The organism is Chryseobacterium sp. IT-36CA2, assembly GCF_949767875.1.
Taxonomy (GTDB): Bacteria; Bacteroidota; Bacteroidia; order Flavobacteriales; family Weeksellaceae; genus Chryseobacterium.
Genome location: NZ_CATKPG010000026.1, coordinates 29,761 through 43,497 on the forward strand (window position 1 = coordinate 29,761; position 13,737 = coordinate 43,497).

Consider the following 13,737-nt stretch of genomic DNA (forward strand, 5'->3'; position numbering starts at 1 on the left):
TGTTTTCGAGTTGTAATCGTTTTATTTTTACAAATATATAAAAATTTAAATTGAAATGAAAAAAACTTTTTCAATCCTATCTATTTTCATTTTATTGATTTTCAATAATTTAACTATAAACTCTTGCGGAAGCCGGGAAGATACTGTGAACTGTTTCCCGAATACGCCCATCAACGTAACTCTTAATTTAAACCTGCCTGCCTACTATGCTTTAAACAACATTAATGGTTGGATTTACGTGAATGAGCAGCAAGCCGGAACAAGAGGATTGATTATTGTACGAACAGCAAACGGATTTAAGGTATATGACAGGAATGCTCCTCACATATGTCCTGATAATAACACCACTCTTGAGGTAAAAGATAATATTGCAATTATATGTCCGCAGGACAATACAAGATGGATTTTAAGCACAGGACAGCCAGAATCAGGGGCTAAAACGTCTCTTCCTCCTAAAACTTATCCTTACAGCTATGATGCACCGAGCAAAACTTTAAATATTTATTATTAGAATACAAGATGAAGATCGTAATACAAAGAGTCTCTGAAGCCTGTGTAAAAGTGGATGGAAAAACCGTTGGTGAAATTGGTAAGGGATTAATGCTGCTGGTAGGTGTGGATGAAAATGATGAAAAAACAGATGCAGACTGGCTTGTACAGAAGGTTTTAAATCTAAGAATCTTTGGCGATGAAGATGATAAACTGAATCTTTCTGTGAAGGATATTTCCGGAGAAATTCTTTGCATCAGCCAGTTCACATTGATTGCAGATTATAAAAAAGGCAACCGCCCTTCTTTCATAAAAGCAGCAAAACCAGATAAAGCAGTTCCTCTTTTTGACTATTTTAAAGAAGAAATTGCTAAATCCGGACTCAAAACAGAAAGCGGAATTTTCGGAGCTGATATGAAGGTTTCCCTGATTAATGACGGACCTGTCACTATTGTCATGGATTCTATTACAAAAAGCTAAACCGGAGAAAAATACAACTTAATGCAATACGTTTCAATTGATTGAAACGTATTTTTTTTGCTTGATGCGTATAAAATATATTACTCTTAAACTTCGTAAGCTTAAAAAAATCTGTGAGATTTATCATTCACAAACGATGAAATCCCCTGTATAAAAGAAAAAGTGAAATTTTTAAATAATAAATTCACAAAAATGTGATTTGTTTTTATTTTATTATTATTTTTGATGTAGATCAAAACTGATTCACAACCATTTAACAAAATCGTATGAAAACAAAAATCAACCTCCTCGCATTGTTTGCGTTCTGCTCTTCTATGTCTTTTGGTCAGGACAATCAGGCCAAAATGGCTAATGATCAAAATTCAATTATTTATGTATGCTTTTCAAAAGGCATTAATTCAGAAAAAATGGCTTTCAGCAGAAATTCTGATCTGGAGAGATTTTCAAGAGAAAATCAAATTTCGTTTAAATATGATCTGGATTTCACAGACAACAAACTTGATGAAATGGCCAGAAGCAGTAAAGCTATCGGCAATTCCGGAGAGTCTGTAGAAAAACTGAAAAGAATTTATAAGGCTGATCTTCCTCTTCAAAATCCAGGAGCTGCAGAAAAAATCATTCAGACCCTTGAGAGATTTCCTGAAATAGAATATGTGTCTGTAATGAGCGCTGCACCCATCGAACCTCCTTTGGTAAACGCTTTTGTAGCGACTCCTGACTTAGAAAGTCTTCAGACTTACTTGAATGATAACCCAGGAATCAATGCAAAATATGCCTGGTCAAGAGGGATTACGGGACAAAATATCCGTGTGCGTGATGTGGAATATGGTTTTTACAAAACTCACGAAATGCTTTCTAATCAAAATTCAATACAACTTGAGCCTGGATATTCTCCAAATGCAGGATTAGCTAATAATAATTATCGTGACCACGGGACAGCAGTGACAAGTATTTTAGGTTCGGTAAAAGATAATATCGGACTTACAGGAGCAGCCTACAATACTTCTGAGATAAAAGGCTATATGGAATGGACAACTGTGGGATACAACAGAGCTTCTGCGGTGAGCAGATCAATCAATGCATCTCAGTCCGGAGATATTATATTATACGAAATGCAGACTGGCGGAAAAGACGGTCAGTATTGCCCTGCAGAATATGATAAAGTAATCTGGGATCTTACAAAAGCGGCTACTGATTCAGGAATCATTATCATTGCTGCGGCAGGTAATGGAAATCAAAATCTGGATGATCCTTTTTATGCATCCTATCTTGCGAGAGGAAACAGCGGTGCTATCATTGTGGGGGCGGGATCTCCCAACACAACCCATTCGAAATTAAGTTTCAGTACTTTTGGAAACAGAGTAGATGTTCAGGGTTGGGGAAGCAGCGTTATGGCAGCAGGTTATGGATCTTATGCAAAATATGACAATGACAACAACAGAACTTATAATTATTTCAGTGGTACAAGTTCTGCTACTCCGGTAGTATCTTCTGCTGCTATTTTGATTCAGTCTTTCTATCGTCAGACTACAGGTCAATATTTAACGCCTTCAGCGATGAAGAATCTTTTAATTTCTACAGGAATTCCTCAGGGAGGAACGGTGACGGGTCAGAAGATTGGTCCTCTTCCTAATGTGAAGAATGCTATTATTCAACTGGAAAGTAAATTTGCAGCACCAGTTAAAACTTTATCTGCTTTAGAAGTTAAAATTTATCCTAATCCATCCAGCACTTCTATTGCTATTCAAAGTAATGAAAATAAAAAACTGGATGTAGAGATTATCAACCTTCAGGGGCGTACTGTAATCAAAAACTCAGTTTTGCCGAATGAAAAAATTGATATTTCACAGCTTCCTACCGGTCAGTATATCATTAATATCAATGAAGGCCAGAGAAGAGTTGTTGAGAAATTGACAAAACTATAATTTAAAAAGATTTTTAGACCATTTTACTTCACATCAAACCCTCTTTCAGTATCTGAAAGAGGGTTTTTACTATCAATTTTTATTCGTTTTAGTTGGCAGGAACGCTGTTAAAATTAAGCGCCACTTTGATGTTCATATCCGAAGAAGTTTGGTTCTTCAGTTCATAAACTGTTCTTACGGTTAATCCTGTACTTTTTACAATCTCATCCAGATATCCTGTATCATTCAGATCCAGATTCATGCTGGAAGAATTGGTAGATATATTGGAGCGTGATGCTATCAGTCTTTCGCCTGTTCCATTGGATGAAACGTATATTTTAACGGTTTTGAATGCACTTAGATTTCCTCCTGATGGTGATGCCACAGAGATTTTTGCATCTGAAATTCTTACGTCTTTAATCTTTGCATTGTTATTTCCTCCGAACCAGGTCTGTACATTGGTAGCGGTTGCTGTAGAAGAAACTTCTTTATCCGCAGGAACTCCTGTAGACACCAAAACATTCGTTGTGTATGGAAATGTATTCTGAACCAGCGACTGTACGGTTCCGCAACTTACGAGTACAGCTGAAGCAGCCATTGCTGTTAGAACTATATTTTTCATAATTTTAAATTTTAAACTTCTGGGTATAATTTGCAGAAATTATACCAAATTGATTTATTTTATTCTATACTTACCGTAAAACTTCCCTTGGTATTTCCGGAAGCCATGTTACTTTTTCCGATGATAAGCCATACTTCTCCTTTTCCTGGAGTGTCATACGTAATTTCTCTTCCGAAAGGTCCATCGTAGTCTCCATTAGGAACTTTGATCTGATTGAAACGGATATTAAAATCTTTCTCTTTTGTAGAAATTTTTGCTTTGATATTCGGGCGGTCGTAATGGGTTAGTTTTAAAACCAATTCCTGATCATCTTTTGTAAACTGCTCTCCAATGGTAAAAGGAAGCTGGTTTGCATCTGCCGTTCTTACAATCTGACCATCTTTTTCATTTCTCATCACGCCTTTACGCAGAACTTCTTTTGTGGCTGGAGCATTGTTAATAATTGAATCTTTTTTTCTCAATGCTGCAGAATCTGCCTTTACTACAGAATCCGGCATTTCCGTTACAATGGTAGAATCTTTGTCCTGAACTGAAGTAACAGCGGGTTCTTTTTTACACGAAATAATAATCAATGGAATTAATAATAAGCTTTTTTTCATAATATTAATTTTAAAAGTGGATCAACATTTATTATGCTGAGCTCATTTAAATGCTAAAATTGTTCCAATCCGTTTAATGATTTATTTTCCGTCTGCAATTCTTTTTCGTCATTTGTTCCTGCCCATTTGAATGTAAAGTACATAAAGTTGAGCATCAGCCCCATTAAAACCGTAACGCCCCAAGTTTTGGTATATTCCATTGGATAGATCACCCGTACCACGATATCCGAGAAGAGGCCAAAAGGATTATTGAGCACATCCCAGCTGTTCCATCTCAGAAATCTGCCGAGATAAACTCCAAAACTGCTCATGAAAAGAAAAAATACAATCACTCCGTTGATGATATTTCTATTAGCATAATCTGAAAGCCGTTTTTCGATATCGTTAAGGCTTATAAAACCACAGATCAAACCTGTCCAAGCATAGGAAAGAATCACAATGAGATCATACCAGATCGGGATTGCATTTCTTGCTCTGAGATGAAAAAGATCTGTCAGAATATAGGGAGAATTAGGGAAAAACAATATCCAGACTATAATAATAAAGATGAGGGAGATTTTGCTTCTGATATTAAAGGCAAGAATGAAAGAACTTAATAATAAAGGTATCCATGCCAGAAACAGATTCCAGTTGAGGAACAAAAACACTTTTGTATCACTGATATAGTATCTGAAAGCTGAGAGACTGAAACAGAATACGGTCATCAGCATCAACAATATATTAATTTTAAATCTTGAGGATCCAACAAAGTTTTTCATGATCCTTTATTGTATGGTTTGATAATACATAATTTTTGAAAGAAACGTTTTGGAGGTTTCATTTTTCACTTTATCCTGTAAGGTCTTTTTAAGCTTCTGATCATTTTTTTCATTTGCATATTTCATGAGCGCTTTTTCACTGAAGTTGATGGATGTTAAATGATAATTGACTGCAAAATCTTTTCTTTTCATATTCTGGGAGGTAATAAAACCACCCCAATTGATATAACTGCACACAAGAATGGTTGCGTAAAAATACCAGATCATTGTATTGACAAGAAAAATGTTTCTTTTCTGTTTTTGAATTTTAATAAAAGTCAGAGTTAAACCGACTAATGATAAAAGAAGAAATGCAAAAACGCCTAGCCTTTTGTAAGTAAATGCATAATTCACGATATACTCATAGTTTTTAAGGGCGGCAGAAACCACAAGAATAGCATTGAGGAAAATCCAGATTTTGGCTAATATCTTCAATAATCCTGCTTTGGGATCAAAATTAAATCCGGATTTAAAGTAAAACATGATTACCAGAATAGCCATCACAATAGACATGATCACAGCATTTACTCTTTCATGGGTTTCTTCGGAAAGCTGAACGGGTGTTTTTACGGCTTCATAAAACTGTTCATAATTATAAGTGATAATGAAGAAGATGAGTAAAATATTCAATAAGGCAAAAGAGATTACTCCACTCATTCTTTCTGCATCAAGATCAAGAAAGGAATAGGTAGCTTTTGGAATCCGGGAATCTTTGCTAAAGTCGTTATCTAAAAAATGATTGTTTTTATAGATAAGTTTTTCCACAGCATAATTCCAGTAATTAAAAGCAATAAAAAATCCTAAAACCGAAAGACAGAACAGTTGCCAAATATTAAGATTCAGCTCATAATCTGTGAAAAGAGCCGCAAAATGATTACTTCCCGCAGAATAAATCCCAAAGAAAACGGAAACCAACACCAACGGAATCAAAATAAAAGCAAATGTCTTCTGCCACAATCCGGATACATTTTTCTTAGGCAGCCATTCATCAAAACTAAAAAATCGACAGAAGGACGTACAGCAATTGACAATAAAAACAGGAATTAAAAAGAGAATTTTCAACCTTCTGTTTTTCGATTTGTATCCTAATAAAAGCAATGAACTTGCCACTGCTATAAAGGATGGAAAATCCCCAAACCAGGCAAACGCAATACTAGACAAAACACTTGTCGCAAAAAGAATATACAGTGCCCTCGTTCTATTTTTTTCCGGGGTTCTAAAAAGCGTTAACAACGCATAAACAATTCCCAGAATCCCAAGATTCAGCCCTACATCCTGATCATAAAAGACAATAACGAAGAGAAGGGCTGTAGTGAATATATAATGATGTGTTTTCATGAGGTTGATTATTTAATATTTAAGGATTTAAAAATTTAAAAAAAGTGAAAGATTAAAATTTAAGGACCTCATCTATCCATGAAAACTGTGTCATAATATAGAGGTATAAAACTGTAATCGGAATATTGACAAGCAAAAGGAGAACTGAATTACCGGATGCTTTTTGATCTGTGACATCGGTAAGATAAATTATCAGTTCATGTAGAAGAATAAACATATTAATGACTGCTGTTACTAATACATAATAAAATCCGAGTTCAATGAAAAACTCTGTTCTTATCAACCAAAATGCAATCAGTAAAAGTGTTCCCAGCAGAAAAGAAATAATAAATGATCTTTTCCCAAGTGGGCTAAATTTCATTTTCCCCATTACAATTAGTTTTTAGTGAAGAACTATCGTTTCTTTCTGTTGAATAAAATCATTCACATGATCAAAATTCTGCCACAGAAGTCCTTCAAAGTCCCAATTGTGAAAGGCTCTCATATTCTGACCTTTTTTGTATGCTTTGATATAAATTTTCACATACTCAGGCAGGATAATTGTTCCCAAAACGATTGCTGCCAGTAGATGTGCATTGAGCTTACCGTTTCCTAAAAGAAGAAACTGCATGGCGATTTCATCTTCGAAGTTGGTACCACAGCCGGTAATAAGATGGTGTACATCATGGTTTTCCATTTTGGGAATCATTGAGAAACCGTGTTTCCTGTAAAACTCTCCTAGCTTTCGGCCTAAAGAATCTTCCTGAAACTCCAACAGCTGTTTTTCATTGAACTGCCATTGCCTTTTTTTCTTTTTAAAATACTTTCTGTATAATTTTTGGGTTTTATCATATACAAATAGCAGAAACTGAACGCGTATTTTTTTCATAATAGTATTGATATATTTATGGATATTAATCGAAAAGACTAAGACCTATAAAAGCATAAGTATATGCGATAGGAATATTGGCTGCCAAAATGAGAATGGCAATCATACATTCTTTGAATTTTGATGTATTGATGATACCATTTATTAAAAATCCCAGTATGCATAATAAGTTGACCGGCACTCCAAAAACGATTAACAAATAGCCTGCTCCGGCAAACCAGTCATTCTTTGTAATGAATGCTCCTAAAAGACAGAGAGTTCCCACTGAAAAAAATACTCCGAATACAGCCTTGCCTAGATTTATTATTTCTGAATCTTTCATCATTATTATTTAGAATTAATTAGCAAACCAATTTTAGCTTCCCGCAAACGGACTTCCGAAAATCCCTACTGCCAGCTCGAGCCAGATCAATACAAGAGCCAGCATAATGAAAATGCAGATCATCACTTTCTGACTTTGCTTTTTGATTTTACTTCTTACCAGATTGATAAAAAAAGTGGTTGCAAAAAGTAAAATTCCTGCGATCAGAAAATCTGAGGCTGACCAGTTTACTTCTTTAGAGAACAGATTTCCCAGCAGTGGGATACTCAGTAAAGCCAATGGAAGGACATAAATTGCAATTGTTTTTTGTTTTTGTGTTATCATTCTATTTAAATTTAAATTATAAAGTACTTTGCATTTCAAAGTAAATTTTCAAAAAAATATAGGACTATCGTCCCAATAATTTCTCAAGCGCATCCAGATGCTCGGTAAAAGCCTGTCTTCCACTCTGTGTAACTCGATAAGACGTTTTAGGTTTTTTTCCTACAAATTCTTTTTTCACTTCAATATATCCTGCTTTTTCCAGAGCATTGCTATGACTAGCCAGATTTCCGTCTGTAATTTCGAGCAAGGTTTTCATTTCAGAAAAATCAACCCAGTCGTTAACCATAAGAACAGACATAATGCCCAATCTTACACGGCTTTCGAATTCTTTGTTGAGCTGATTTATTTTGATCATTTTACTTTATCTTATTTATTTAGCAACCGTTGCTAAAGGCAATAGTTATGCTTAATTCTCCTGATTCTGCTGGTCAATAGCAAAATCATATCCTACCTCTATTATTTATACTTCTTATGCATGATCAATCCATACACAATATGTAAAACTCCGAAACCAATAGCCCAAAACAGTAATCCCCATCCTAAAAAGAATAAAGAAATAAGCCCCAAAACAATTTCAAGATATCCTAAATACTTTACATCCGTTAATGTATAGCGTTCTGCAGCTACGAGAGCCAATCCGTAAAAAATAAGAGTAGCCGGAGCAATGAAAACAAAAAGATGATGATAAAGAAGTGCAAGGCAGAAGACTCCTCCTGCTATTAAAGGCACTGCAAAGGTAATCAAAAGTCGCTTTGTTGTAGCATCCCAGATCTTCAAACCTTTCTTTTTGCTTTTATTGGCTGTAAAAATATAGCCACTAAGAATAGCAACCACTAAAATAACTGCTCCAATTACAACAAGTTCTTTAACCAGAGCTGGTCCCAGAATATTTCTGTCTCCATCCAAATAACTGATTCCTTCCCTCTGAAAAACAAAATACACATATACAGCACCAATAATTGCGGTCAAACCTGCAACAACTCCGGATAGTCCACTTAAAGAAATGAATCTGGAAGACCGTTCCATCATAGAACGGATATGGGATAGGTCTTCGTGATAGTTTTTTGAATCCATAAAAAGAACTTTGAATTACAAAGTTATAATTTATTTTCAATCTACCAATTTTTTATTTTAAATTTTCTAAATATTTTTTGTTGAAAACCTCATCACTTATTTACCTATTAAAATAAAAAAGAGAACCCAGCAGTTGCCGGGTTCTCAAGCATATATTAAAATCTGTACGTGTTATAAAGGATTCTGAACAATCAATGGATTAGCATTGATCTCAGTTCTTGGGATAAGGAATTCCCAACGTAGGTCTGTATTAGCAACTGTCATCACGTTATTGGTCACTACGGAAGAATGATTAGCTCCCGTTCTGTCCAGTCCTTGATTTAATCTCTTAAGATCTAAAAATCTGAAACCTTCACCCCAGAATTCCAGCCTTCTGCTGTTAAGAATTTCTGTGATATAAGCTGCTCCTGTTGTAGTAGCCCCTGCATAAGACGGATTTCTGTTTTTGGCAAATACATTGAATACTGCTTTTGAACCAGATTCATCTCCTGATCTGGCCAAAGCTTCGGCTTCAATAAGATACATCTCTGCAGATCTCATATAAGGAACATCTACCCTACTGTCTCCTTGGCTTGCCGCAAGGAATTTCTGGCTTGTATATGGGAATTTAGAATAGGTTGAAGGTAAAGCAAGAGCTGTATGCGCTCCTGTTGGATCAAAATTCTTCGTTCTAATATCCGTAGATGGGAATGATAAAAATAATTTGCTGTTAATTGCTTTTGGAGCCTGACGAATATTGGTAGAGTTAAAGTTTCTGGACATATAAGCACCAAAGTTTGAGAATGAATCTCCCTGATCTGCTATAATAGTGGCACCCCACATCCACTCACCTACTCCTGCCAGGTTATTAAAGCCGGCAGTATAAGTTGCATTATCCATAAGAGCAAATCCTACACGGGCTGATTGAGCAGCGGTTACTGCAGCAGCATAATTCCCTTGTGTCAATGCAATTCTAGCTTTTAATCCTAAAACAACTTTGTCATTAAAATGGGATTTTGTCGCTCTGGTAATTCCTGTAAGCCTGGTTGACGCTTCATCAAGATCTTTTCCGATCTGAGTATACACTTCTTCTACCGTATTTCTTGCCAAAGGAATTTCATTGGCTACCAATCTGATCGGAACACCAAGTTGAGTATTGTTTGCTCCCGGAACATATCGCTTACCATAGATCTGAACCAACATGTAATAGCAGAAAGCTCTGAATGCATATGCTTCACCAATTGCTGTTTTAATGGTTGTTGCGTCTGCTGCAGTAGGTGCAGGAACTGAAGGCCCGTTAGCGATAACAAGATTTGCATTTCGGATTAATGCATAATAGAACTGATAAGGATAAAGATCATTGGAAGCATTATCATTTACCTGATCCTGCCATCTTACAGCTGAGACATACCAGCCATTTCCTGTAGATGGAAAAACAAGGTCATCTGCCAAAGCATCCATTATAATCATAATTCCGCCCTGACCATTCTGCCCTTGATCGCTTTGCCTGTAATACATATCTCTATGCATCCCATTGACAATAGCCATAAGGTTAGCAGAACTTGAATAAGCCGCTTCTTCAGAAGCTGCAGTAGTAGGATCTGTCTCCAGATAATCACTCTGACATGAAGCCATTCCCGTAAGGACTGAAAGAACAACAGCCCATTTTATATATTGTTTTGCGATATTTTTCATTATTTAATTATTTAAAAAGATACATTAAATCCTATTGTTACCACTCTTGCCGGAGTGTATCTATTTGATGCAGTACCATTGAACGCCTGCGCTGGTTCCAATCCTTTTCTAGCTGTTTTGCTCCATAGATTTTCACCGGAAACAAGAATCCTTAATCCGGATACTCCAAGCTGAGATAAAGTTTCAGGACTGAAACTATAGCTTAAGGTAGCCTGTCTGAATGTAATAAAATCTGAGCTCACCAGCCATCTTGATGAATTACCCGCATTTGAACTTGTATATGTTGAGGAGTTCAATGCAGGAATATCAGTAATCTGACCAGGAGTTGTCCATCTGTCCAGAATATCTGTACTTAAAGCCCCTCCTTGTGAGTAACTGGACATCAATGCTGCATAGTTAGAATCATACGTCTTTCCTCCTAACTGATAGGTAAACATTGCAGATAGAGACCATTGTTTATAAGTAATTGTTGTTCCGAAACTTCCGAATAAATCAGGAATTGCTGTTCCGGAATAGTCATATTTCGCTTTATTGAAATTGGTTGTTACTTTTTGGCCGTTAACGGTTCTGATATCAGCAGCTGTTGTATTAGCATATGTATCAGCTACAAGGAATAAAGGAGAACCATCAGTCGGATCTACTCCATACCATTGTCTTAACCAGTAATCATATATTGAATGTCCTACGGAAACTTTTTTCGTTCCATTGATAATCTCTGTTATCCCGTTTGAAAGTTCTGTAACCTGATTTTTAAGTGTGGATGCATTCGCATTAATATTCCAGGTGAAGTTTTGGTTTTTAATAATGTCCGCATTAATGCTGAATTCGAATCCACGGTTATACATTGTTCCCACGTTTCTACTGATCGTATTATCAGGAACTCCGGCAGAAACAGGAAGAGGAACCGGGAAGATCAGATCTTCCGTAACTCTTTTATAATATTCTACGGAACCTGTAATTCTGTTATTTAAAAATCCAAAATCAATCCCTAAATCAGTTTGCTTATTAGCCTCCCAGGTGATGGAAGGATCAGCCAAAAATCCAAATAAGATCCCAGGCTCCTGAGCATTATTATAACCTAACGTATAAGTACTTTTATACATATAATAACTGTCTGTTCTGTCATTCCCTACTTCACCATATGAACCCCTGATTTTTAATTCACTGATAAGATTAGAATTGCTTAAGAATTCTTCTCCTTTAAGCCTCCATCCTGCACCTATAGACCAGAACGAATCCCATCTTACATCTTTGGCAAATCTGGATGAGCCATCCCAGCGGATAGATCCTGAAAGCAAATATTTCGATTTATAATCATAATTTAACCTTGAAAATACTCCTTCTTTTCTGTAATTGTCTGTACGGGAAGTAAGTGTTGCAGGTGTTACAAAGTTGATTAATTCATCATTATCATCTACGATCTGTCCTTTTTTATATCCGTACAGATATTCATACATGAATTTGTAGTTTTCATGTCCTAAAAGGAATTCAAAATTATGCTCTCCAAATTTTCTTTTGTAGTTTAAGAGCTGGTTCCAGGTGAATGTTTGTTCAGTAAAACTATATTTTTCTGCTGAACCTAGCGGAGCTGCATCTCCAATAATTTTGTTTCCGTAGGTACTTCTTCTATTATTTCTGATATCATACCCAACGTTGGTAGATAGAGTAAGATAAGGATCTACTTTAATTTCAGCATATGCTCTGGAAATGATATAATAGTTTTTAGAAAGATCTTTATTTAAAAGCGTTTCCTGAATTACATTTCTTCCCGCTGCTGCATCTGCTCCTCTGGCGCTTCCTGCATCATACACAACATTTCCTGCATTGTCATAAAGGGTAGCAAATGTATTAGGATCATGAGCATAAGGACTGTAAATAGGCCCCATCGTTCTTGTCCATCTGTATGGATTGATATAAGCAGAATTATTATCCACCCCTTCTACGGAATTGTTTCCGTTAGAAGATACTCCACTGATGCTTGTTCCTAATTTCAACCAGCTTTTTACTTGAGAATCTACTTTTAATCTTGCTGTAAATCTTTCAAAGTCTGATTTGATAAGATATCCTGTTTCATTGGTATATCCTACTGAAGAAAAATAGGTTGTCGTATTACTTCCCCCACTGTAATTCAACTCGTAATTCTGTCTGAATCCGGTATTCATCAAGGGTTTTTGCCAGTCTAAATCTGTATATTTAAGTTTTGCATCCGGGTTTAAAACTCCATTGACAACTAACTGATTATCGGGAACATTAAAAACATTGGTTTTCAAAACTCCTGAAATCAGCTGCGCTGTAGCATAAGCATTCGCATCAGCGATCGTTGTACCAGGCACAGAAGTCATTCTGCCATTTCTTATTGACTCCCAGATAAGCGGATAATATTGGTGAACATTCACTCTATTATATTCCGGAATTGATCTTCCAATTGCTCCGGTACTCATACTAAAATTAATGAGATCTTTCCCTCCTTTTCTTCCTGATTTTGTAGTAATCAAAACAACTCCGTTAGCTGCAGCAGAACCATACAAAGAGGTGGAAGCTGCATCTTTCAGGATATTGAATGATGCGATATCATTAGGGTTGATGGCAGCAAGAGAACCTGTATAAATAGTACCATCCACCACGTATAAAGGATTTGTTGTAATACCATAAGAACCGATCCCACGGATTTGGATGCTTGGTGAACTTCCCGGCTGTCCTGTACCGGTACTTACTTTAACTCCGGCACTGGCTCCATCTAAAGCCTGTCCGATACTCGTTATTGGTCTGTCTGCAAATTGTTTGGCTTTTACTTCGGTATTAGAGCCTACCATCGTTTCTCTTTTCTGGCTCCCGTAAGCTACTACAACGATTTCATCAATCTTAGTATCCTGTGGTATGGTGTCTCGTTTTGTCTTTTGGGCCTCCACCAGATGCGCACCCACAAAGAACAGCACGGCTGTGCTTAATAATTTCATTTTCATATTTAACATATTTTAACAGTAGTTCAGCAAATATATGCAATAAAAACTGTTAAAAATGTAAATAAAATTCAATTTAAATTAATTAAATTCAATTGATTTAAATTTTTAATCAATATTTATATATTTATTAAAAAAATATGTTAAAATTTAGTTAACGCAGATTTTTAAAAAGAACAAAATAATCTAAATACAGTTAAATCAATGTTAATTTAAAGCTAAAAACACTTTTTAATTAATAAAAACACACAATCAAAAACAAAAACATCAAAATAAATCAATTCAA

Annotated in this window: 15 protein-coding genes; 3 read left to right on the forward strand and 12 right to left on the reverse strand. The window is 35.8% G+C overall.

Features of this window, described 5'->3' with window-relative positions; translation table 11 throughout:
- The first annotated feature begins 55 nt into the window (after positions 1 to 55).
- The 3 genes from ACM6F9_RS21630 to ACM6F9_RS21640 all read left to right on the forward strand — a co-directional run bounded on the left by ACM6F9_RS21630 (position 56) and on the right by ACM6F9_RS21640 (position 2,894).
- The gene (locus ACM6F9_RS21630) at positions 56 to 511 is read left to right on the forward strand and encodes a hypothetical protein (protein WP_414847571.1); all 456 of its coding nucleotides are present in this window, start codon (positions 56 to 58) and stop codon (positions 509 to 511) included.
- A gap of 8 nt (positions 512 to 519) precedes the next feature.
- A complete protein-coding gene (dtd, locus tag ACM6F9_RS21635) occupies positions 520 to 969 on the forward strand; it encodes a D-aminoacyl-tRNA deacylase (protein ID WP_414847572.1) in 450 nt (149 codons plus the stop codon).
- 266 nt (positions 970 to 1,235) lie between these two features.
- Complete coding sequence (locus ACM6F9_RS21640; protein WP_414847573.1) at positions 1,236 to 2,894, forward strand: S8/S53 family peptidase; 1,659 nt, start codon at positions 1,236 to 1,238, stop codon at positions 2,892 to 2,894.
- A gap of 88 nt (positions 2,895 to 2,982) precedes the next feature.
- On the opposite strand, the gene ACM6F9_RS21645 is transcribed toward ACM6F9_RS21640, so the two are convergent.
- The 12 genes from ACM6F9_RS21645 to ACM6F9_RS21700 all read right to left on the reverse strand — a co-directional run bounded on the left by ACM6F9_RS21645 (position 2,983) and on the right by ACM6F9_RS21700 (position 13,454).
- Complete coding sequence (locus ACM6F9_RS21645) at positions 2,983 to 3,495, reverse strand: hypothetical protein (RefSeq protein WP_414847574.1); 513 nt, start codon at positions 3,493 to 3,495, stop codon at positions 2,983 to 2,985.
- 59 nt (positions 3,496 to 3,554) lie between these two features.
- Complete coding sequence (locus ACM6F9_RS21650; RefSeq protein WP_414847575.1) at positions 3,555 to 4,094, reverse strand: hypothetical protein; 540 nt, start codon at positions 4,092 to 4,094, stop codon at positions 3,555 to 3,557.
- A gap of 53 nt (positions 4,095 to 4,147) precedes the next feature.
- On the reverse strand, positions 4,148 to 4,852 hold the full coding sequence (locus tag ACM6F9_RS21655) for a DUF1361 domain-containing protein (protein WP_414847576.1): 705 nt from the start codon (positions 4,850 to 4,852) through the stop codon (positions 4,148 to 4,150).
- A gap of 6 nt (positions 4,853 to 4,858) precedes the next feature.
- A complete protein-coding gene (locus ACM6F9_RS21660; protein WP_414847577.1) occupies positions 4,859 to 6,229 on the reverse strand; it encodes a DUF4153 domain-containing protein in 1,371 nt (456 codons plus the stop codon).
- 52 nt (positions 6,230 to 6,281) lie between these two features.
- Positions 6,282 to 6,599, reverse strand: coding sequence for a hypothetical protein (locus tag ACM6F9_RS21665; protein ID WP_414847578.1), 318 nt, complete (start codon positions 6,597 to 6,599; stop codon positions 6,282 to 6,284).
- A 12-nt stretch (positions 6,600 to 6,611) separates the two neighbouring features.
- Positions 6,612 to 7,097: a Coq4 family protein gene (locus ACM6F9_RS21670; protein WP_414847579.1), complete on the reverse strand. Its 486-nt coding sequence runs from the start codon at positions 7,095 to 7,097 to the stop codon at positions 6,612 to 6,614.
- A gap of 25 nt (positions 7,098 to 7,122) precedes the next feature.
- Positions 7,123 to 7,419 (reverse strand): hypothetical protein, encoded by a 297-nt coding sequence (locus ACM6F9_RS21675; protein WP_414847580.1) that lies wholly within the window; start codon positions 7,417 to 7,419, stop codon positions 7,123 to 7,125.
- Positions 7,420 to 7,452: 33 nt separating this feature from the next.
- Positions 7,453 to 7,743, reverse strand: a complete 291-nt coding sequence (locus tag ACM6F9_RS21680) for a hypothetical protein (protein WP_414847581.1) — start codon at positions 7,741 to 7,743, stop codon at positions 7,453 to 7,455.
- Positions 7,744 to 7,807: 64 nt separating this feature from the next.
- Positions 7,808 to 8,098, reverse strand: a complete 291-nt coding sequence (locus ACM6F9_RS21685; protein WP_184560377.1) for a winged helix-turn-helix domain-containing protein — start codon at positions 8,096 to 8,098, stop codon at positions 7,808 to 7,810.
- Between the two features lie 101 nt (positions 8,099 to 8,199).
- Positions 8,200 to 8,817, reverse strand: a complete 618-nt coding sequence (locus ACM6F9_RS21690) for a hypothetical protein (protein WP_414847582.1) — start codon at positions 8,815 to 8,817, stop codon at positions 8,200 to 8,202.
- A 171-nt stretch (positions 8,818 to 8,988) separates the two neighbouring features.
- Positions 8,989 to 10,491, reverse strand: coding sequence for a RagB/SusD family nutrient uptake outer membrane protein (locus ACM6F9_RS21695; protein WP_414847583.1), 1,503 nt, complete (start codon positions 10,489 to 10,491; stop codon positions 8,989 to 8,991).
- An 11-nt stretch (positions 10,492 to 10,502) separates the two neighbouring features.
- Positions 10,503 to 13,454, reverse strand: coding sequence for a SusC/RagA family TonB-linked outer membrane protein (locus tag ACM6F9_RS21700; protein ID WP_414847584.1), 2,952 nt, complete (start codon positions 13,452 to 13,454; stop codon positions 10,503 to 10,505).
- Positions 13,455 to 13,737: the final 283 nt, after the last annotated feature.

Excerpts from the sequence above, each read along its gene's own strand:
- ACM6F9_RS21630 (WP_414847571.1), top strand. The coding sequence starts at position 56 with ATGAAAAAAACTTTTTCAATCCTATCTATTTTCATTTTATTGATTTTC.
- dtd (WP_414847572.1), top strand. The coding sequence starts at position 520 with ATGAAGATCGTAATACAAAGAGTCTCTGAAGCCTGTGTAAAAGTGGAT.
- ACM6F9_RS21640 (WP_414847573.1), top strand. The coding sequence starts at position 1,236 with ATGAAAACAAAAATCAACCTCCTCGCATTGTTTGCGTTCTGCTCTTCT.
- ACM6F9_RS21645 (WP_414847574.1), bottom strand. The coding sequence starts at position 3,495 with ATGAAAAATATAGTTCTAACAGCAATGGCTGCTTCAGCTGTACTCGTA.
- ACM6F9_RS21650 (WP_414847575.1), bottom strand. The coding sequence starts at position 4,094 with ATGAAAAAAAGCTTATTATTAATTCCATTGATTATTATTTCGTGTAAA.
- ACM6F9_RS21655 (WP_414847576.1), bottom strand. The coding sequence starts at position 4,852 with ATGAAAAACTTTGTTGGATCCTCAAGATTTAAAATTAATATATTGTTG.
- ACM6F9_RS21660 (WP_414847577.1), bottom strand. The coding sequence starts at position 6,229 with ATGAAAACACATCATTATATATTCACTACAGCCCTTCTCTTCGTTATT.
- ACM6F9_RS21665 (WP_414847578.1), bottom strand. The coding sequence starts at position 6,599 with ATGGGGAAAATGAAATTTAGCCCACTTGGGAAAAGATCATTTATTATT.
- ACM6F9_RS21670 (WP_414847579.1), bottom strand. The coding sequence starts at position 7,097 with ATGAAAAAAATACGCGTTCAGTTTCTGCTATTTGTATATGATAAAACC.
- ACM6F9_RS21675 (WP_414847580.1), bottom strand. The coding sequence starts at position 7,419 with ATGAAAGATTCAGAAATAATAAATCTAGGCAAGGCTGTATTCGGAGTA.
- ACM6F9_RS21680 (WP_414847581.1), bottom strand. The coding sequence starts at position 7,743 with ATGATAACACAAAAACAAAAAACAATTGCAATTTATGTCCTTCCATTG.
- ACM6F9_RS21685 (WP_184560377.1), bottom strand. The coding sequence starts at position 8,098 with ATGATCAAAATAAATCAGCTCAACAAAGAATTCGAAAGCCGTGTAAGA.
- ACM6F9_RS21690 (WP_414847582.1), bottom strand. The coding sequence starts at position 8,817 with ATGGATTCAAAAAACTATCACGAAGACCTATCCCATATCCGTTCTATG.
- ACM6F9_RS21695 (WP_414847583.1), bottom strand. The coding sequence starts at position 10,491 with ATGAAAAATATCGCAAAACAATATATAAAATGGGCTGTTGTTCTTTCA.
- ACM6F9_RS21700 (WP_414847584.1), bottom strand. The coding sequence starts at position 13,454 with ATGAAAATGAAATTATTAAGCACAGCCGTGCTGTTCTTTGTGGGTGCG.